Raw genomic sequence first — 18258 nt, 5'->3', positions numbered from 1 at the left:
GTGGTCGTACGTCATGACGGCGCACACCCCCCGTTAGCGTGGGGTGATGGCGAGGATCAACCGGCGTGAGCTGACGAATCTCCTCGGTGCGGTCGGTGTTGTCGCCATCCTGGGCGGCCTCGCCTTCGGGCTGCCGGCGGCCGACCGGTCGCTGCCGGCCGAACGCGCGGTTCCCGACGACGAGCCCTACTCGGCCGGCGCCGGGGTGACCGTTGTGCCGCCGTCCGGCGCGGTGCTCGACGTGACCGGCACCAGACCGGGCGACTCCCAAGGCACGGTCCTGTTCCGCGTCGGCCCGGTGCGCTACGCGATCGCCGTACGCCCGTTCCGGGGTGACCTCGCCGCGGCCGCCGACCGGTTGCGGAAGAGGATCGTCGACACCACCGGCTACCAGGTCACGAGCGCGCAGCTCACGGTGAGCACGGCGGGTGGTCTCGCCGGGCTGCAGGGCGGCTACACCGCTCCCGGGCGCGGCGGCCGGTACTCGGTCTTCGTCGCCGACGAGCACACCATCGAGGTGACGATCAGCGGGAACGACCTGGACCTGGGCCGGACGCTGCCCCGGATCGAGGCGAGCACGCGCACCCTGCGCCAGAACGGGGAGCCGCGGTGACCGCCTCGGTGGTGCGGCCGGCCGCGGGCAGCCCACGGGTGTCGGCCCTGATGCGGGTGCCCGCCTTCTGGGTGGTGCTCGCGGTGGTGGCGGCCGGCGGACTGCGCATGGCTCAACTCGCCGGGCAGTTCTTCACCTCGTACCCGAAAGCGACAGCCGCCTCGGTTCTGCTCTTCGCGCTTCTGGCCGTGCCGTTTTGGCTGTTCGTCTCGGAACTCGACTTCTTCGAGCCGGAGCCGACGAAGCTGCTCGTGCTGGCCTTCGCGTGGGGTGGGCTGGTGGCCACCACGGTGTCGATCCCGGGCGGCGTGGCCCTGCAGAACCTGGTGGCCAAGCTCGGCTCGCCGCAACTGGCCGCGGGCTGGGGCGCCGCCCTGGCCGCGCCGACGGTCGAGGAGATCGCGAAGACGCTCGGCGTGGTGGCGATCGTGCTCATCGCCCGCTCCCAGGTCAACAGCGTGCTCGACGGCATCGTCTACGGGGCGATGGTCGGCCTCGGCTTCCAGATCGCCGAGGACATCGTCTTCGCCGTCGGCGCGGTGGCGCTGGCCGGACAGGGCGACCAGGTGCAGCCGGTGATCGCGACGTTTCTGCTGCGCGGCTTCCTCAGCGGCATCTGGAGTCACACGCTTTTCGGCGCGCTGGCCGGGGCCGGGATCGGCTACCTGGTGGTCAGCCGGGAACGTGGAGGCCCGCACCGGGTGGGCGTGGCGGTGCTGGGCGTGCTGGGCGCGTGGGCCTCGCACGTGCTCTGGAACGCGCCGCTGGTTGTCGACGGGCTCGGCAACGGGGCTCTGGCGCTGCTCGGAGTGCTGGTCGTCAAGGGGCTGCCGCCGTTGGTGCTGATCCTGCTGCTGGTGCGGCGGGCGCACGACAGCGAGGCCGACTACTACGTGGGCCGGCTCGCCGAACTGGACGACCCGGAATTGATCACGGGCGGTGAGCTGGAGGCGCTCCGCTCGGGGGCGCGTCGGGCGTCGGCCCGCCGGCTGGCCGCCGAACAGGGTGGGCGGGCGGCCGCGTCGGCCGTACGACGGTTGCAGCGGGCCCAGGCCCGGCTGGCTGCCTCCCCCTCGGTCGAGCAGGGGAAGGCAGCCGTCCGTGCACAGCGGGCCGAGCTGCGGCGGCTCGGACATCCCGAAGCCGTCGCGGGCCCGGTGTCGTGGCGGCACCGGGCCTGGACGATCGCCGCGACTGCCGTGGCGATCGCCGTGTTGTGGGTCGCGTTGAGCGCCCTCGGTGGCGCCTAGACCTTCGGCGGAATCCCGCCGTCCCCGTCGACGATCATGTCGGGGTTCCCGTCCTCGTCGAGATCGACCATCGTGATGTCGACCTTGCCGTCCCCGTCTGTGTCGAACTGGAAGAGGTCGGGCTTGCCGTCCCCGTCGGTGTCGGACACCCACACGTCGGTCTTGCCGTCGCCGTTGGCGTCCTGGGCGATCAGGTCGACGCGCTCGTTTCCACGCGTCTCGACGGTCTCCTGCGGCTCGGTCATGGGGCCTCCCGGCATATGGCGTACACGGTCGCAGGGAAGAGTAAGACCCAAGTCACAGCGCCGCGAGCCGAGTGCCGCCGGTAACGTTCATCGAATGGACATAGCGGCCGACAGTGTGCAGGAGCTCTTCACCGACGGCGGCGGTTCGCTCGGTGCGCGAATGGGCATCCAGCTCAGCGAGGCGTCGGCCGAACGTGTCGTCGGCACCATGCCGGTCGAGGGCAACACCCAGCCGTACGGGCTTCTGCACGGCGGCGCCTCGTGCGTGCTGGCCGAGACGCTGGGCTCGGTCGGGGCGGTCATGCACGGGCAGACGGTCGACCGGCCGTTCGCCGTGGGCGTCGACATCAACGCCACGCATCACAAGTCGGCCCGGTCCGGGGTCGTCACCGGGGTGGCCACCCCGGTGCACCGGGGCCGCACCATGGCGACGTACGAAATCGTCATCACCGACGACAGCGGGGAGCGCGTCTGCACCGCGCGTATCACCTGCCTGCTCCGCGGAGCGTGATTTCCGGGGTCTCACCGCGCAGACCTTGACCGTTCCACGTACCTTCTTTCTCGTGACCGAGGTACCACAGCACGCTATCGACGACGCGGCACTCGTGCTTCAGAGTGCGCTGAGCGGCGACAGTGATGCGGTGGTCGGCACGTTCGATTCGGTCGTCGACCGTTCGGGCATCGTCGGCGCCTACGACGTGGCGTGGTGCCTGGCCGCGACGATGGTCGGCCAGGTGCCCTCGGGCGGCGCGTGGACGCTCGACTTCCCCGGCATCGACGACGCGCGCTACGACAAGCGGTGGGTGGCCCGCTTCATCAGCGCCTACGCGAACGGCGACATCCCGACCGCCGAGGCCCTGTTCGGCGCCGCGATCGCCGACGGCCAGCTGCCCGACTGCCTGCTGGCCCTGGCCGGCTCGACGGTGGCGACGCTGCGCCACCGCGCCGCTTAGCCTTTGCCCCTCTTGAGACCGCTCAGCCTTTGCCGTTCTTGAGATACAGCGCCTTGGTGTACTGGGCGGCCGCGGCCTCGTTGTACATCGACGCCAGCGACATGTAGAACTCGTGGTCGGCCAGCGCGGACTGGGCCTGGGCGGTGCTCTTCCAGCGGATGGCCGCGTCGACCTCGGACAGGCCGCGCGCCTTGAACTGCCGGCGCATCGCCATCCGGCCGGACCGGAACATCTCTTGCGCCTCCTCGGCGTTCTTCATCGCGGCGAAGGCCTTCTCGCTGAGCGCCTCGGCCATGCTCCAGGCCGCCTGCTCAGCCGCGTTTGTGAATGTCAGCACGCCGTCCTCCTCGTCACGCCCGACCCGGACAAGATCGACGAACGTTACTGCTCACCGACCTGCAGTTCACTCTTATCGACCGCACAGCCGCCTACAAGCCTGGTCCCGTGCCCGCTTCTTCCACCGTCTCCGCAGTCGATCTCCCGCAGGCGGCTCCGGCATGATGTGCGCGACCGCGGATAGCATTCCGTGTGTCGTCGAATCCCTGTCCTACGCTCTTTCTGAGCAGCACCGCACGCGACCTCGAGCCTTGTCCGCGAGGTCGTGATCCACGTCTGCCAGCGCCTGGGCATCGACGTGATCGCGATGGAGGAGTTCGGGCCTGATCCGCGCGAGGCTGCCCCGTTGTGCCGAGCCAAGATCGAGGAAGCAGATCTGTTCCTCGGCCGGCTTCTCGAGGATCTGGCCGATCCCGCCTGATACAGGCCGATGCGGCCAACACGTCGGCCGCGCTCGAAATCGAATGCGGCAATCTCGAAGCCGCCGTCCTTGCGCGGATAACGCCTTTGCAGCGCGCCGAGCAGTTGCTGAAAGAACTAGGTGTTCCGCCTCCCGAGCTTTGGCTGTCAGTGCCGCGGGATGCGCGTGACGGGAGATGACGCTGCTCGGCGCCTGGCGGGTGTGGGTGGCATGGCAACCCATAGCAAGAGTGGAGAAGGATCGAGCGATGTTGTTGCTTCTGGATCTGGACAACACGCTCATCGATCGGGCGGGAGCGTATGCGGCTTGGGCTCGGGGGCGGTTCGGCGCGGGTGAGGTGGCGTGGCTCGTCACGGAGGACCGGGACGGCTACCGGCGGCGGGAGGAGCTGGCCCGGGTGATCGCCGAGCGGTACGGGCTGGACGCGGGGGAGACGCTGTTCGAGCTGCGGGCGGGCATGGTCGAGCAGCTTGCGCCCGATCCTCGGGTGGATGCGGCGCTGCGCGAGGCTACGGCTGCGGGGTTCGTGCCGGTGGTGGTCACCAACGGCACGGTGGCTCAGCAGGAGGCGAAGCTGCGCCGTACGGGGTTGGACCGGCTGGTGCGGGGCTGGGTCATCTCCGAAGGGGCGGGGGTGCGGAAGCCTGATCGGCGCATCTTCGAGATCGCGGCGGCGGCGGTGGGGGCCGATCTGGCTGAGGGCGGCTGGATGGTGGGCGACAACATCGCGTACGACGTCGGGGGTGGGTTCGGTGCTGGGCTGCGTACCGCCTGGGTGTCGGGTGGGCGGGTGTGGCCGGATGACGTCGCTTACCGGCCGACTGTCACCGCCGTCGACTGCGTCGCCGCCCTCGAAGCACTGATCCGGGATCAGCGCGTTGCGGGCACCGGCTGAGGTGCGGCGGGCCACAGGGTTTTCTGTCGGACGCCGCGCAAGGTCCGGGTCGCGACGATCGCCCAAGCTGTCAGCAGGACGGCGAACAGGGTCACCGCCAGCACGGTCAGCACGGGGGACCCGGTGCGGGTGGCCAGGCCGCCGGTCGCTGTCACCACCGTGCCGACCGGGAAGGTGAAGCTCCACCAGGTGAGTGAGAACGGCAGGCCGTCGCGCGCGGTGCGGACGGTGATCGCGGTGGCCAGCGCGGCCCAGAACAGGGCGAAACCCAGCACCGGCACGCCGTAGAGCACCGCCAGCATCTGGGCGCCCGACGCGTACAGGTCGGGCAGCACCCCCTCGGCCGAGCGGCCCAGCAGGTGGAAGGCGGTGACCGACTGGCCCAGCGGACCGAGCACGATCCACAGTGTCGGGACCATGCGGGCCGCGCCGACCTGATGGTTGACCAGGCGCGTCCAGATCTGGGTGATCACGACGAGCGAGGCGATCAGGCTGATCCCGGCCAGGGCGTAGCAAACGAGCAGCAGGTCGCGGCCGTCGGGCACGTGCGGCACGAGCAGCGCGCCGGTTGCGGCGGAGACCATCGGTGGCACGACCGGCATGAGCCAGCCGCCGAACGCCGCGTCGGGCGCGGTGCCGGGGCGGGTCATCATCCGGTACGGGACGGCGACCGCCACGATCAGGCCGAGGACCGTGCCGGCGCTCCACAGCACGAACGAGGCGGTGACGGCGATGCTGCCGGGGCCGAGCAGCAGCGTGCCCGCCCCGACGGTCATCAGCGCCATCGGCGGCGCGCCCCAGAATTGCACCAGCACGGGGTCGGCGCCGTGCGTGGTGCCCCGGCGCGCGAACGCCACGATCACGGTCGCCAGCAGCAGCGTGGCCAGCAGCCACATCACGGTGGCGAAGGCGTGCAGGCCGGGCAGGTGGACGGGCAGCGTGGCGGCCGCGACGGCGACGATCCCGGTGCCCATGACGGAGGCGAACCAGTTGGGTCCGAACATGTCTTCAGCCTGCGGCTGTTTGATCGCCGCCGGTAGGTGGTGATCCTGGCTGAGGTCATAACCTTGGGTTATGCCTCTACCGCCGTTCGCCGCCGACCTCACCGGCTTCGACCTGCTGCTCAGCGTCGCCCGGCTCGGCAGCGTGGGCCGAGCCGCTGCCGAGCACCGCATCTCCCAGCCGGCGGCCAGCGCCCGCCTGCGCGAGTTGGAACGGCGGGTCGGGCTGACATTGCTGCACCGCACCCCGCGGGGTTCGACCCTGACCGGCACCGGCGCCCTGGTAGCCGACTGGGCCCGATCAGCCGTCGACGCGGCCGACGCGCTGGCGGCCGGCCTGGCCGCGCTGCGGGCCACCCATGAGAGCCGCCTCACGGTCGCGGCCAGCCAGACCGTGGCCGAATATCTGCTGCCGGCGTGGCTGGTCGCGCTGCGTGCCGCCCACCCCGGGCTGGCCGTGACGCTGCAGGCCGCGAACTCGGCTGACGTGGCCGCGGCGGTGCTGGCCGGGCAGGTCGAGCTCGGCTTCGTCGAGGGTCCCGACCTGCCGGCCGGGCTGCATGCCGAGGTGGTGGCGACCGACCGCCTGACCGTGGTGGTGGCGCCGGCGCATCCGTGGGCGCGCCGGCGCCGGGCGGTAACGGCGGCCGAACTGGCCGAGGCCCCGATGGTGTCCCGCGAGGCCGGCTCGGGCACCCGCCGCGCGTTCGACCAGGCGCTCGGCGGCCTGGTCGCGGCGGCTCCGATGGTGGAGCTGTCGTCGACCACCGCGATCAAGCACGCTGTCGCGGCCGGTTCGGGTCCGGCCGTGCTCAGCTCGCTCGCGGTGACCGCCGAGCTGACAGCGGGCACGCTCGTGGCCGTTCCGGCCGCCGTCCCGCTCCAGCGCCGGCTGCAAGCGGTGTGGCGGGCCGCCGACCAGCTCATCGGGCCGGCCCGCGACCTCTACGCCATCGCCCGCCGCACGTGACCGCGGCCCGGCGTCAGGGCTTCAGGTCGATGGCGGCGGCGAACGAGCCGTCCATCTGGAACGGCACCGACTCGTGCTCGTGCACGACCAGCCAGCGTCCGTCGACGCGGCGCAGGCCGAGCGTCACCCGGTACCAGAGGGTGAACGCGTCGGTCGTTCCCTTGGGGGTCGCGCTCATCGAGTCGATGCTGGTCGCGAACGCGACATCGCCGTCGGCCGCGATCTCGAGCCGGGTGACCTCGCGGCGCGGCGGCGCCTCGAAGGTGGCCAGCCACTGCTCGGTCGGGGTCGGGTCACTGCTGTCGACCCGCTCGCCCAGCGGCGGCGCCAGGCTGTACAGGAGAATCTCGGGCGCCGAGTACGCCAGGAAGCCCCGCACGTCGCCCTCGCTCAGCCGGGCCGCCCGTCCCTCGATCACTTCGCGGATCTCTCGCATGTCGTGCTCCTCTCGGTTCTTCAGAAAACTTCTCCCGAGACGTCGAAGCGGGGCCGGCGGCTTCGACATGCTGAGTGAGGCAAAGGAGATGACCCGTGAAGTATCTGATTCTCATCCAGTCGAATCCCCGCAGCCTGGCGATCTGGGACAAGATGTCCGACGACGAGCGGGCGGCGTTCGGCCGTGGCCACCTCGAGCTGAACGAGGCGATGGCCGAGGCGGGCGTGCACGTCGCCGGTGAGGGCCTGGCCGACCCGTCGCTGGCCCGGTTCGTCTCGGTGCGCGACGGCGAGACGATCGTGTCGGACGGCCCGTACGCCGAGGTGAAGGAACACCTGGCCGGCTTCTACCTGATCGACGTGCCCAGCCTGGACGAAGCCGTGGCGTGGGCGGCCAAGGTGCCCGACGCGGCGAACACGGAGGTCGAGGTGCGCCCGATCCTGGACATGAGCGGGTGGGAGTTCTGACCCCTCTGGAGGAGGTGCTGCGTACCGCCGCGCCGCAGGTGCTGGGCGCGGTGGTGCGGCGTTACGGCGACTTCGACACCAGCGAGGACGCGGTGCAGGAGGCGCTGCTGGCGGCGGCCCGGCAATGGCCACGGGAGGGGATGCCGGATGATCCGCGCGCGTGGCTGATCCGCGTCGCTTCGCGTCGTCGCATCGAGCTGCTGCGCAACGAGGAGGCCCGGCGCCGGCGCGAGGCACTGCCGGCGGATCCGGTTCCTTCCGTACGCGGTGACGACGAACTGACGCTGCTGGTGCTCTGCTGCCATCCCGCATTGACGCCGCTGTCCCAGGTGGCGTTGACGCTACGTGCGGTCGGCGGTCTGAGCACGGCCGAGATCGCCCGCGCCCTGCTCGTGCCGGAGAGCACGGTCGGCCAGCGCATCAGCCGGGCCAAGCGCAAGATCCGTGAGGCCGGCGCCCGTTTTGTGCTGCCGGCCAACTTCGAGGAGCGACTTCCCGGCGTACGCCAGACCCTGTACCTGATCTTCAACGAGGGCCACACCGCCAGCTCGGGTTCGTCGTTGCACCGCGTCGAACTGAGCACCGAGGCGATCCGCCTGACCCGCCAGCTGCACGCCCGCCTGCCGCAGGACGGCGAGGTGGCCGGCCTGCTCGCGTTGATGCTGCTCACCGACGCCCGCCGCCCGGCCCGCACCCGCCCCGACGGCGCCCTGGTGCCCCTGGCCGAGCAGGACCGCACGCTGTGGAACCGCGCCGCGATCGAGGAGGGCGTGGAAATCATCACCGCCGCGCTGCGCGACACCGAAATCGGCCCGTTCCAGCTGCAGGCCGCTATCGCCGCCGTTCACGCCGAGCCCGGCGAGACCGACTGGCCGCAGATCCTGGCCCTGTACCGCCTGCTGGAATCGGTGGCCCCGGGCCCGATGGTCACGCTGAACCGGATCGTCGCACTCGCCGAGGTCGACGGCCCACTGGTCGGCCTGCGCGCCTTGGAGAAGGCCGCCACCGAACCTGCCTTGGCTACCCACCACCGCGTCACCGCCGTCCGGGCCCACCTGCTCGAACGCTCCGGCGACCTCGCCGCCGCCCGCGACGAGTATCTGCTGGCCGCGCGCCAGACACTGAGCCTGCCCGAGCAGCGCTACCTGGAGTCTCGAGCGTCGCGTCTGCGCTGATGCGTGAACCGGGCGTACGGGGGAAGACCGTGCAGCGAAAGAAGGGCGCGGAGCCCGCCGACCTTGACGTTATGACGGACGCAACGGGCCGGCGGGCCCCGCTGAGAACCCGCCCGGGCGTACCGGGCGGGGTCACGGCCGCAGCCACACCGCCTCATCTCGGTGTGACTCGAGCGGCCCCGGGTAATCGAGGCCGCGCCGGACCTTTTCCGGCAAGCGCCAGGGCTGGTGCACGGCGCCGCCCTCGATTCCCTTGAGTTCGGGTATGTAGCGCCGAACGTACACGCCTTCGGGGTCGAAACGCTGAGCCTGACGAATCGGATTGAACTTGCGGTAGGGCCGGGTGTCGTTTCCGGTACCGGCGACCCACTGCCAGTTGCCCGAATTGTTGGGCACGTCGCCGTCGAGCAGCCAGCGGAAGAACCACTGGACTCCGGGGCGCCAGTCGACGCCGAGGTGTTTGGTCAGGAACGCGGCGGTGATCAGGCGGGCGCGGTTGTGCATCCAGCCCTCGGCGCGCATCTGGCGCATGCCCGCGTCGACCACCGGCACACCGGTTGTGCCGTCCTGCCAGTGCTGAAGGGCGTCCTGGTCGACGCGCCATTCGGTGTCGGCCCGGGGTCGCAGCGGCCGGGTCGACAGCTGGGGGAACGTCAGCGCGACCTGGTAATAGAAGTCCCGCCAGCAGAGTTGCCGCGCGTACTCCTCGGCCTCGTGGTTGATCGCCGCCCTCGTCAGCTCCAAAGGCGACAGACAACCGAACCTGAGGTACGGGCTGAGCCGGCTGGTGCCGTCGCCGGGCATGTCGTTGTGCAGCTCGGGGTACGGCCCGATGTGCCGCAACCAGGTCGCGAACCGCCGCCGGGCCTCGGTCTCACCGCCCGGGGCAGCGTCGGGCGACTCGCCTTCCGGGATCGCCGGCAGCTGCCCCAGCGCGATCCCCGGCGGCAGCGTGACCGTGGCGGGTGCGGCCACTTCGTCCCGCCATCGGGCCGCCCGCCAGACGCGGTGGTAGGGCGAGAAGACCCGGTACGAGTCACCGCCTCCGCCGGGCCGCAGCGCCCCGGGGTCGACCACGGTCAGACCGGGGAACAGCCGCAGCGCGATCCGGTGCCGTTCGCACTCCTTGCGCATCCGCTCCTCGCGGCGGCGGGCGTACTGGCTGACGTCGGCCGCCATGCCGATGCCCTCGGCGCCGGTGGAGCGGGCCAGCTCGATCGCCTCGGCCACCGGGTCGCCGATCCGGATCACCAGGTCTCCGCCCCGTTCGCGGAGCGCGGTCCGCAGGTCGGCCAGCGACTCGTGCAGGAACCGGGTGCGGTTGGGCGACAGCCGGGTGAGGTCCGGGTCGAGCACGAAGAGCGGCACCACCTGCTCGGCGTTCGCGCAGGCGGCGGCGAGTGCGGGGTTGTCGTGTACCCGCAGGTCCCGGGTGAACAGGACGACGGCGGTCTTCATGTCAGGCCGCCGTCCGGACGGGGGTGCCGGCCCGGGTGAGCAGGCTGCGCACCGCGACGGCGGCCCGGCGCCGGTTCGGCACGGTGGCCCGGCGGGCGAAGACGTCGTAGTCGTTGGCCTCGATCTCTTCGAGGATGCCGCCGTAGAGGGCGAAGGCCGTCCGCATGCAGGCCTGCGACGCCGGTTCGAGGATCACGATGCCGGGCGCGGCGGCCGCATAGTGCTCGCGGGCCACTCCGATCTCGTACCGGACCAGCTCTTTGATCTCGGGGGTGGCCAGCCCGCGGGCGAGGTCGTCGCGGGTCACGCCGAACCGGCCGAGATGCGATTCGGGCAGGTAGACGCGGCCGCGCTCGAGGTCCTCGGCGATGTCGCGGATGAAGTTGGTGAGCTGGAAGGCGAACCCGAGCTGGCGGGCGGGCTCGCGGGCGGCGGCCGGATCGTTCGAGCCGAGGATCGGCAGCATCATCGTGCCGATGACGGCGGCCGAGCCCTCCATGTAGTCGAGCAGGTCGTCGTACGTGCCGTACGAGGTCTCGGTGAGATCCATCGCCATGCAGCGTAGGAACGTCGCGAAGTCGTCGACCTCGAGGTCGAACACCGCGATGGTGTGCAGCACCGCGGGCAGCAGTGGGTCGTCGACGGGCTCGCCGCGCAGGCCGGCGACGAACGCCTCGGACCATTCGTTCAGGCGGGCGGCCCGCTCGGCGGCGGGGAGTTCGGAGGTCTGATCGACGATCTCGTCGGCATACCGGGTGAAGCCGTACAGGGCGTGCACATGCCGTCTCTTCCAGGACGGAAGGAGCCTCGTGGCGAGGTAATAGGTGCGCCCGTGCCGCTTGTGCAGCTCGCGGCACCGCTCGTAGGCAGCGGCCAGATCGACGTCCACGGGGGGCCTCCGGAGAAAAATCGACGCACGAATCGACGCAACTTCAAAGCAAGGGTACGGTATTGGTCGTGGCTAACGACACGCTCGAGGGAAACCGGCACAGGGGTATTCCCCGCCAGGGTGCCTCGCCGCACACGCTGATCGATGCGATCCAGGGGACGCTGGCCGACTTCCTGGCCGCCCAGATCGGGTCGCTGGATTCGATCGATCCGGCCCTCGGCCGTTTCGCCCGCACTGCCCGCGACCTGGTGCACGCCGGCGGCAAGCGGCTGCGCCCGGTCTTCGCGTACTGGGGCTGGCGGGGCTCCACCGGGCCCGGCGCGCCGGTCGAGCCGGTGCTGCCGGCCTTTGCCGCGCTCGAGCTCATGCACACGTTCGCGCTGATCCACGACGACGTGATGGACGAGTCGGACACCCGCCGGGGCCGGCCCACCGCGCACCGCATCTTCGCCGGACAGCACGAGAACGACGGCAGCATCGGCGACCCGGAGCGCTTCGGCTCGTCCGCCGCGATCCTCATCGGCGACCTCTGCCTCGTCTGGGCCGACCAGCTGCTGGCCCGTTCCGAGGCTCCGCCCACCGTCCGCGCCTGTTACGACCGCATGCGCGTCGAAGCGATAGCCGGGCAGTATCTCGACATTCTCGGCGAGAACCAGCCCGGCGCCTGGTCGGTCGACCGCGCCCTGCTCGTCGCCCGCCACAAGACCGCCAGCTATACCATCCAACGCCCGCTGCAGCTCGGACTCGCGCTGACCGGCGTCGTCCAGCCCGAGACCGAGCAGGCCTACGGGTCCTACGGGCTCGCGGTCGGCGAGGCGTTCCAGCTTCGCGACGACCTTCTGGGCGTGTACGGCGATCCCGCGGTCACCGGCAAGCCGGCCGGCGACGACCTGCGTACCGGAAAGCCCACCGCCCTCCTCATGCTCGCCCGCAAGCTGGCCACCCCGGCCCAGCGGGCCGAGCTGACCCTCGACCCCGCCGGAGCCGTCAACCCCGCCGACGGCTCCGGCGGTTCTACCTACGCCCTCACCGAGGGCGGTTTCAGCCAGGCCCAGATCGAGCGTCGCGCCGGCATCATCGCCGAGACCGGCGCGCCCGCCCGGCTCGAGGCGATGATTCAGGAGCGGGTCGCCGACGGCGTCGCCGCCCTGGCCCAGGCCCCGATCCACGAAGAAGCGCGTGCGGCGCTCATCGAGCTTGCGGTTCGTGTCACGCACCGCCCGGCATGATGTTCAACCGGAGGTGCACACGATGAGAACCGTGACAGGACCGACCGACCACGTGGTCGTGGTCGGCGCAGGACTGGGCGGGCTGGCTTGCGCCCTGCATCTGGCCGCGGCCGGGCGGCAGGTGACGGTCGTCGAGCGCGAGGCCGTGCCCGGTGGGCGGGCCGGTCGGCTCAGCCTGCAGGGGTACGAGTTCGACACCGGCCCGACCGTGCTGACCATGCCCGAGCTGATCGCCGAGCCGCTCAACGCCGTCGGCGAGAACCTGTCCGACTGGCTCGAGCTGACGCCGCTCGACCCGGCCTACCGGGCCTTCTATCCCGACGGGTCCACGCTGGACGTACGCACCGACACGGTACGGATGGCGGCCGAGATCAGCCGGGTCTGCGGGCCGCGGGAGGCCGACGGCTACCTGCGGTTCGTCGACTTCGCGCGGCAGCTGTGGCAGCTCGAACGCAACCACTTCATCGACCGCAACCTCGACACCCCGCTCGACCTGGTCAACCTCAACCTGCTGAAGCTGCTCGGCCTGGGTGGGTTCCGGCGGCTGCAACCGAAGATCAACCAGTACTTCCGGGATCCCCGGACCCAGCGGATCTTCTCGTTCCAGGCGATGTACGCGGGTCTCGCGCCGCACGACGCGCTGGCCATCTACGCCGTGATCGCCTATCTCGACTCCGTCGCCGGCGTCTTCTTTCCCAAGGGCGGCATGCACGCCGTCCCCCGCGCTCTGGCCGGCGCGGCTGAGAAGCACGGCGTGACGTTCCGCTACGAGACCACGGTGACCGAGGTCGAGACGGTCAACGGCCGGGCGACCGCGGTGATCACGGAGGACGGCTCGCGGATCCCGGCCGACGTGGTCGTACTGAACCCGGACCTGCCCATCGCGAAGCGCGACCTGCTTCCCCCGCGGCGGCAGCGCAACCTCAAGTACTCACCCTCCTGCGTGGTTCTGCACATCGGTTCGACCCGGCAGTACAGCAAGATCGCGCACCACAACATCCACTTCGGATCGAAGTGGCGCGGCACGTTCCAGGAGGTCATCGGCAAGGGGCTGCTGATGAGCGACCCCTCGCTGCTGGTGACCAACCCGACGCACACCGATCCGTCGGCCGCGCCCGCGGGACGGCAGAGTTACTACGTGCTCGCCCCCACCCCGAATCTGGTCTCCGGACCGATGGACTGGCGCGGCGGTCTCGCCGAGCGGTACGCGTCGTCGCTGGTCCGCACCCTGGAAATGCGTGGCTACGTCGGCTTCGGCGACGGCATCGAGGTGCAGCAGATCATCACACCGGCCGACTGGGAGGACCAGGGCATGGCCGCCGGCACGCCGTTCGCCGCCGCGCACACGTTCGCCCAGACCGGCCCCTTCCGGCCGGCCAACCTGCACCCCGGCCTCGACAACGTGGTCTTCACCGGCTCCGGCACCCAGCCCGGTGTGGGTGTGCCGATGGTGCTGATCAGCGGCAAGCTGGCCGCCGCCCGCGTCACCCGGGCGACGTCGTGACCGCGCGCGAAGCCCACCTGGTCGAGCTGGTCGACGCCGAGGGGCGGGCCCTCGGCACGGCCACGGTCGCCGAATCGCACCAGGCGCCGGGCCGGCTGCACCGGGCGTTCTCGGTCTTCCTGCGCGACGAGTTCGGGCAGGTGCTGCTGCAACAGCGGGCGGCCGTGAAGACGCGGTTCCCGCTGCGCTGGGCGAACACGTGTTGCGGCCATCCGCTGCCGGGCGAGGCGTTGCCCGTCGCGGCCGCGCGGCGTCTGGTCGAAGAGCTCGGGGTCGACGGCGTGGAGCTCACCGAGGTGGGCGTCTACGCGTACTACGCGGAGGATCCGGCCACCGGTCGTGTCGAATACGAGTACGACCACGTGCTCGTCGGGGATCTGCCTTCCGGCGTACGACCGTCGCCCGACCCGGACGAGGTAGCCGACTTGCGGTGGGTCTCGGTGCCGGTGCTTCTGGCCGAGGCTGAGAGCGATCCCCGGTCGTACGCGCCCTGGCTCCTCGGCGTCACCCAGCGCCTAGCGCTCGAAGCCAGGCCGGCCCAGCCCGATGGCCGGTGACGGACTCACCGCAGGGGCAGTGGCCCGCCGCCTCGGGGTGGCGGTCACCACATTGCGGACGTGGCACCAGCGGTACGGGCTGGGCCCGAGCGAACACCTGCCGGGGCACCACCGGCGCTACACGGAACAGGATCTCGATCGCCTCCAGGTGATGCGGCGGCTCACCGCCCAGGGAGTCGCCCCGGCCGAAGCCGCCGCGTGGGCGCAACGGACACCGCTCACCACCGACGAGGTCGAGTTGCCGCGCACCCGCGACGGCGGCGGACACGCCATCGCGCTCGGCTCAGTCACTCCCGCGGCCCGGGGACTGGCTCGCGCCGCCATGCGCCTGGACGCGCCGGCCATGCGCGACATCCTCGAGATGGTGGTGACCCAGAACGGCGTGATCCGGGCCTGGGAAGAGGTGGCCATGCCGGTGCTCATCGGGATCGGCGAGCGCTACGAGTCCACCCGCCGCTTCATCGAGGTCGAACACCTGCTTTCCCGTACGGTCACCGAGGTCCTGAGCTCGGTGCCGCGCCCCGACAGTTCGGCCTCCCCCCGGGTGCTGCTGGCCGCAGCCGACGAGGAACAGCACACGTTGCCGCTGGAGGCTCTGGCCGCCGCCCTGGCCGAGGTGGGCATCCCCAGCCGCCTGCTCGGCGCCCGTGTGCCACCGAAAGCCCTGGCCGACGCCATCGACCGCACCGGCCCCACGGTGGTCGTGCTCTGGTCGCAGACACCCACCTCGTCCGACCCCGACCAGCTGGCGCAGGTGGCCGCGGCCCCCCGTCCACCCATGCTGACCGCCGCCGCCGGCCCCGGCTGGCCGGACGAACTGCCCGAGGGCGTGGTCCAGCTCACCAGCCTGGAAGACGCCGTCAACACCGTCGTGGCCGCTACCCGCTGACGTTTGTGCTGGTCAGGGCACCGCCGCCCGAAAGGGAATACCGGTTTGGAGGCGGGGCGGTGGATCACGTATGCTTTCCAAGCCTCAAGCGGGGGCCCGGTTGGGGTCAAAGCCGAACAGCATTGCAGACGTGCAATACTGATGGCGTTGCCCTCATCGTCTAGTGGCCCAGGACGCCGCCCTTTCAAGGCGGTAGCACGGGTTCGAATCCCGTTGGGGGTACTGGTAGGTTAGCGACCAGCACGGTTCGCTAGACTGACCGAGCAGTTGGAAAGCAAGATATTTGAATAGCAAGGTCCTGTGGAGCAGTTGGAGTGCTCGCCGCCCTGTCAAGGCGGAGGTCGCGGGTTCAAGTCCCGTCAGGACCGCAATGCACCAGCAAGGCCAGGTAGCTCAGTTGGTACGAGCGTCCGACTGAAAATCGGAAGGTCGGCGGTTCGACCCCGCCCCTGGCCACCAGGCCTCTCGCCGGGCTCTGAGCACCGTCCACCTGCGGAAACGCACGGTGGGCGTTTTGCTTTCCGGGCCGATTCCCATTCTTGACGCGCCCAGCTGTGACGGTGCCCGCGACGCCGGGTGTTCGGCGACGTCGCGGGCACCGGCAAGCGGAAACCGCCGTGAGTGTGGCGGGCACCAGCCCGGTCCGCCACCGCTCCCTCGCGGCCATCTCCGTGTGAACCCTCATTCCGCGACAGTTCAGAATCGGTCGCGGTGGCCGCTGCTTGAGAATTCTCAGCGCGGTAGTGCGGCGTCGACCCGGTCGAGCACCGCGAAGTCGGCGAGGCGGCGGCTCACGTAGGCGATCGCCAGGTTGCGGGACGGGTCGGCATAGCCGGCCGAGCCGCCCAGGCCGCCGTGCCCCCAGGTGCCGTCCGGCTCGAGCTGGACGCCGAGGCCCAACGTGATCTCCTCGCCGATGAAGAGGTCGGGCCCGGTGTACTGCGGAATTGCCGGGGAGGGCAGCTTGCCGGCCAGCAGATCGGCGTAGAAGCGGGCGATGCCGGTCGCGGTGGCGTGCAGGTTCACCGCGGGCACCGATGCTCGGCGCCAGGCCGTGCTGTTGATGACGGCCAGGTCGCGGGCGCCTGGTGGGTTGCTGATCGCGCGGTTCTTCGGGGAGCCGGGGGCGCCGGCGTTGCGGTCCGGCCAGTCGGGGGCGTCGAACTCCAGCTCGGCGCAACGGCCGATGTCCTCATCGGACAGGGCGAAGCCGAAGTCGTACGGGAGCTCGTCGGCGATGAACCGGGCCGGCGATCTGCCGTCGACGCGGCGTACCAGTTCACCGAGCAGGTGGCCGTACGTCAGGGCGTGCTCGGCGGCCACGCTGCCGGGCTCGTACTCGGGTGTGGCCGCGGCCAGGTCGCCGCAGAGCAGGTCCCAGTCGCTGTAGGCGGAGGCGGGGCGGGGCACGGGAAACGAGGGAAGGCCGGCGGTGTGGGAGAGCACCTGGCGTACGGACGCCGGGGTTCGGAACGACGGCCAGTAGCGGGACATCGGCGCGTCGAGATCGACCAGGCCGCGGTCGGCCAGCAGCACCACCGCCATGGCGATGACAGGCTTGCCGGTCGAATAGACGTTGACCAGGGTGTCGGGCCGCCACGGGTCGGTGCGGGCGGCATCGCGCCAGCCCTCGACCAGCTCGACGACCGGTTCGCCGCCGCGCAGGATCGTCAGCGCCGAGCCTCCGCGCGGATCGGTGGCGAAAGCGTCGCCGACAGCCTCGAAACCGGGTGCGATCAAGCCATTCATGACCGGCACGCTATGCCCTCACGGCGTTTCGCGGACCTCTCAGCGGGAACCCCTCGGTCATGCAGTTACTGAACCGGCTGGAGACGACCCGTTCGCTCGACGGTGTGATCGACAAGGTGCAGGCGGCGATCCTCAAGACGCCCGAGCGCCTGCGGGACACGCTGCACGGGGTATGGATCGGCCATGCCCTGCACCCCGTGCTGGTGCAGGTGCCCGTGGGCGCGTTCATCTCGGCCGGCGTGCTCGATCTCCTTCCCGGTCAGCGCCGGGCCTCGACCGTGCTCATCGCGGTCGGCACGGCGGGAGTGGCGCCGGCGGTCGCAGCCGGATGGACCGACTGGTCGCAGATGACCAAGGACAAGCAGCGCGTCGGTCTCGTCCATGCGACGGCGAACGTGGTGGCGGTCGGGCTCTACACGGCGTCGCTGGTCGCCCGTCTACGCGGACGCTCGGGCCGGGCCCTGAGCTACGCCGGCTTGTCGGTGGCCGGGCTGGGTGCCTATCTGGGCGGCCACATCTCGTACTCCCGAGGGGGCGGGATGAACCAGGCGGCGCCCGACCTGAATCGGGTGCCGGCGGAGTGGACGTCGGTGGGTTCGCTCGCCTCGCTGCCCGAGGGCAAGCCGGCCGTACGAACCGTGGGAGACGTCCCAGTGCTGCTGTGGCGCGAGGGCAGCTCGGTGACCGCCATGCTCGAACGGTGCGGACACGAGACCGGCCCCCTGGGCGAGGGCGACGTGGTCGGAACCGGGAAGGACGCCTGCGTGGTGTGCCCCTGGCACGGCAGCACGTTCCGGCTCCGGGACGGAGTTGTCGTGCACGGGCCGGCGGCGAACCATCAACCCCTGCTGCGCGTGCGGGTGGAGGCGGGCCAGGTCGAGGTGGCGCAACCTTGACGATTTCCCTGCGCTGACCTGCCCATACGCGTCAGACTGGTACCCGATTTGGAGCCCAGGGAACGCGCGTGTAATGTTTTGCGAGCCGGCAGGGAAACGGACGCGGCAGCGGAGAGATCCGCAAGCGGACGTCCTGCCAAATCCTTCGAACTGCGGATCGCAGCGATGCTGCGCGCCTCAGGACGCGGGGTTACTGGGACGAAGCGGCACCAACCGGGATAAACCGGTTGACAACGCCGGGAAGACCTAGTAAAGTTGAGCGAGTGCCCCGGAGCGGTTGGCCGGGTGTGGTTGTTCTTTGAGAACTCAACAGGGTGCTTGATAA

At 70.7% G+C, this 18258-nt stretch carries 21 protein-coding genes and 3 tRNA genes; 17 read left to right on the top strand and 7 right to left on the bottom strand.

Annotated elements, in window-relative coordinates:
* Positions 1-46: 46 nt before the first annotated feature.
* A complete protein-coding gene (locus tag KXC43_RS36605) occupies positions 47-613 on the top strand; it encodes a hypothetical protein (RefSeq protein ID WP_221380812.1) in 567 nt (188 codons plus the stop codon).
* Positions 610-1863 carry a PrsW family intramembrane metalloprotease gene (locus KXC43_RS36600; RefSeq protein ID WP_308129422.1) on the top strand — a complete coding sequence of 418 codons (1254 nt, stop codon included), beginning with the start codon at positions 610-612 and terminating at the stop codon, positions 1861-1863. The genes KXC43_RS36605 and KXC43_RS36600 overlap by 4 nt, the downstream gene beginning before the upstream one ends.
* On the opposite strand, the gene KXC43_RS36595 is transcribed toward KXC43_RS36600, so the two are convergent.
* Positions 1860-2108, bottom strand: a complete 249-nt coding sequence (locus tag KXC43_RS36595) for a hypothetical protein (protein WP_221380811.1) — start codon at positions 2106-2108, stop codon at positions 1860-1862. The two genes, KXC43_RS36600 and KXC43_RS36595, sit on opposite strands and share 4 nt — an antisense overlap.
* Before the next feature lie 94 nt (positions 2109-2202).
* Here KXC43_RS36595 and KXC43_RS36590 point away from each other — a divergent pair, with 94 nt between their 5' ends.
* A complete protein-coding gene (locus tag KXC43_RS36590) occupies positions 2203-2619 on the top strand; it encodes a PaaI family thioesterase (RefSeq protein WP_221380810.1) in 417 nt (138 codons plus the stop codon).
* A gap of 52 nt (positions 2620-2671) precedes the next feature.
* Positions 2672-3061 carry a hypothetical protein gene (locus KXC43_RS36585; protein ID WP_221380809.1) on the top strand — a complete coding sequence of 130 codons (390 nt, stop codon included), beginning with the start codon at positions 2672-2674 and terminating at the stop codon, positions 3059-3061.
* Between the two features lie 22 nt (positions 3062-3083).
* On the opposite strand, the gene KXC43_RS36580 is transcribed toward KXC43_RS36585, so the two are convergent.
* Positions 3084-3398, bottom strand: coding sequence for a hypothetical protein (locus KXC43_RS36580; RefSeq protein ID WP_221380808.1), 315 nt, complete (start codon positions 3396-3398; stop codon positions 3084-3086).
* Between the two features lie 264 nt (positions 3399-3662).
* On the opposite strand from KXC43_RS36580, the gene KXC43_RS36575 reads away from it, so the two are divergent.
* Positions 3663-3818 (top strand): DUF4062 domain-containing protein, encoded by a 156-nt coding sequence (locus tag KXC43_RS36575; RefSeq protein WP_221380807.1) that lies wholly within the window; start codon positions 3663-3665, stop codon positions 3816-3818.
* Positions 3819-4065: 247 nt separating this feature from the next.
* Positions 4066-4713, top strand: coding sequence for an HAD family hydrolase (locus KXC43_RS36570; protein WP_221380806.1), 648 nt, complete (start codon positions 4066-4068; stop codon positions 4711-4713).
* Here the strand turns inward: KXC43_RS36570 and KXC43_RS36565 are convergent.
* The gene (locus KXC43_RS36565; RefSeq protein ID WP_221380805.1) at positions 4689-5717 is read right to left on the bottom strand and encodes a TDT family transporter; all 1029 of its coding nucleotides are present in this window, start codon (positions 5715-5717) and stop codon (positions 4689-4691) included. The two genes, KXC43_RS36570 and KXC43_RS36565, sit on opposite strands and share 25 nt — an antisense overlap.
* 70 nt (positions 5718-5787) lie before the next feature.
* On the opposite strand from KXC43_RS36565, the gene KXC43_RS36560 reads away from it, so the two are divergent.
* Entirely contained in the window at positions 5788-6684 is an 897-nt protein-coding gene (locus KXC43_RS36560) for a LysR family transcriptional regulator (protein ID WP_221380804.1), read from the top strand.
* Between the two features lie 13 nt (positions 6685-6697).
* Here KXC43_RS36560 and KXC43_RS36555 read toward each other — a convergent pair whose 3' ends face one another.
* A complete protein-coding gene (locus tag KXC43_RS36555; protein ID WP_221380803.1) occupies positions 6698-7120 on the bottom strand; it encodes a nuclear transport factor 2 family protein in 423 nt (140 codons plus the stop codon).
* Between the two features lie 95 nt (positions 7121-7215).
* Here KXC43_RS36555 and KXC43_RS36550 point away from each other — a divergent pair, with 95 nt between their 5' ends.
* Positions 7216-7587 carry a YciI family protein gene (locus KXC43_RS36550; RefSeq protein WP_221380802.1) on the top strand — a complete coding sequence of 124 codons (372 nt, stop codon included), beginning with the start codon at positions 7216-7218 and terminating at the stop codon, positions 7585-7587.
* Positions 7575-8762 carry an RNA polymerase sigma factor gene (locus KXC43_RS36545; protein WP_221380801.1) on the top strand — a complete coding sequence of 396 codons (1188 nt, stop codon included), beginning with the start codon at positions 7575-7577 and terminating at the stop codon, positions 8760-8762. Before KXC43_RS36550 ends, KXC43_RS36545 begins: the two co-directional genes overlap by 13 nt.
* Positions 8763-8894: 132 nt before the next feature.
* Here KXC43_RS36545 and KXC43_RS36540 read toward each other — a convergent pair whose 3' ends face one another.
* The gene (locus KXC43_RS36540) at positions 8895-10220 is read right to left on the bottom strand and encodes a cryptochrome/photolyase family protein (RefSeq protein WP_221380800.1); all 1326 of its coding nucleotides are present in this window, start codon (positions 10218-10220) and stop codon (positions 8895-8897) included.
* A gap of 1 nt (position 10221) precedes the next feature.
* A complete protein-coding gene (locus KXC43_RS36535) occupies positions 10222-11109 on the bottom strand; it encodes a phytoene/squalene synthase family protein (RefSeq protein WP_221380799.1) in 888 nt (295 codons plus the stop codon).
* Positions 11110-11177: 68 nt separating this feature from the next.
* Here KXC43_RS36535 and KXC43_RS36530 point away from each other — a divergent pair, with 68 nt between their 5' ends.
* The 7 genes from KXC43_RS36530 (at position 11178) to KXC43_RS36500 (ending at position 15747) form a co-directional block, all read left to right on the top strand.
* Positions 11178-12338 carry a polyprenyl synthetase family protein gene (locus tag KXC43_RS36530; protein ID WP_221380798.1) on the top strand — a complete coding sequence of 387 codons (1161 nt, stop codon included), beginning with the start codon at positions 11178-11180 and terminating at the stop codon, positions 12336-12338.
* Positions 12339-12360: 22 nt separating this feature from the next.
* A complete protein-coding gene (gene crtI, locus KXC43_RS36525) occupies positions 12361-13842 on the top strand; it encodes a phytoene desaturase family protein (RefSeq protein WP_221380797.1) in 1482 nt (493 codons plus the stop codon).
* A complete protein-coding gene (gene idi / locus KXC43_RS36520) occupies positions 13839-14399 on the top strand; it encodes an isopentenyl-diphosphate Delta-isomerase (protein ID WP_221380796.1) in 561 nt (186 codons plus the stop codon). The genes crtI and idi overlap by 4 nt, the downstream gene beginning before the upstream one ends.
* On the top strand, positions 14389-15288 hold the full coding sequence (locus KXC43_RS36515; RefSeq protein ID WP_221380795.1) for a MerR family transcriptional regulator: 900 nt from the start codon (positions 14389-14391) through the stop codon (positions 15286-15288). Before idi ends, KXC43_RS36515 begins: the two co-directional genes overlap by 11 nt.
* A 149-nt stretch (positions 15289-15437) precedes the next feature.
* Positions 15438-15510: transfer RNA gene (locus tag KXC43_RS36510), tRNA-Glu, on the top strand.
* 72 nt (positions 15511-15582) lie between these two features.
* Positions 15583-15656, top strand: a tRNA-Asp gene (locus tag KXC43_RS36505).
* Between the two features lie 14 nt (positions 15657-15670).
* Positions 15671-15747 (top strand) — tRNA-Phe (locus tag KXC43_RS36500).
* A 273-nt stretch (positions 15748-16020) separates the two neighbouring features.
* Here KXC43_RS36500 and KXC43_RS36495 read toward each other — a convergent pair.
* Positions 16021-17037 (bottom strand): serine hydrolase domain-containing protein, encoded by a 1017-nt coding sequence (locus KXC43_RS36495; RefSeq protein ID WP_221380794.1) that lies wholly within the window; start codon positions 17035-17037, stop codon positions 16021-16023.
* Between the two features lie 59 nt (positions 17038-17096).
* Here KXC43_RS36495 and KXC43_RS36490 point away from each other — a divergent pair, with 59 nt between their 5' ends.
* Positions 17097-17933 carry a Rieske (2Fe-2S) protein gene (locus KXC43_RS36490; protein ID WP_221380793.1) on the top strand — a complete coding sequence of 279 codons (837 nt, stop codon included), beginning with the start codon at positions 17097-17099 and terminating at the stop codon, positions 17931-17933.
* Positions 17934-18258 lie beyond the last annotated feature (325 nt).

Source organism: Paractinoplanes polyasparticus (assembly GCF_019710575.1).
GTDB classification, from domain to species: domain Bacteria; phylum Actinomycetota; class Actinomycetes; order Mycobacteriales; family Micromonosporaceae; genus Actinoplanes; species Actinoplanes polyasparticus.
Note: the sequence above shows the minus strand (reverse complement) of the source record. Positions and strands in the feature narration are given on the sequence as shown.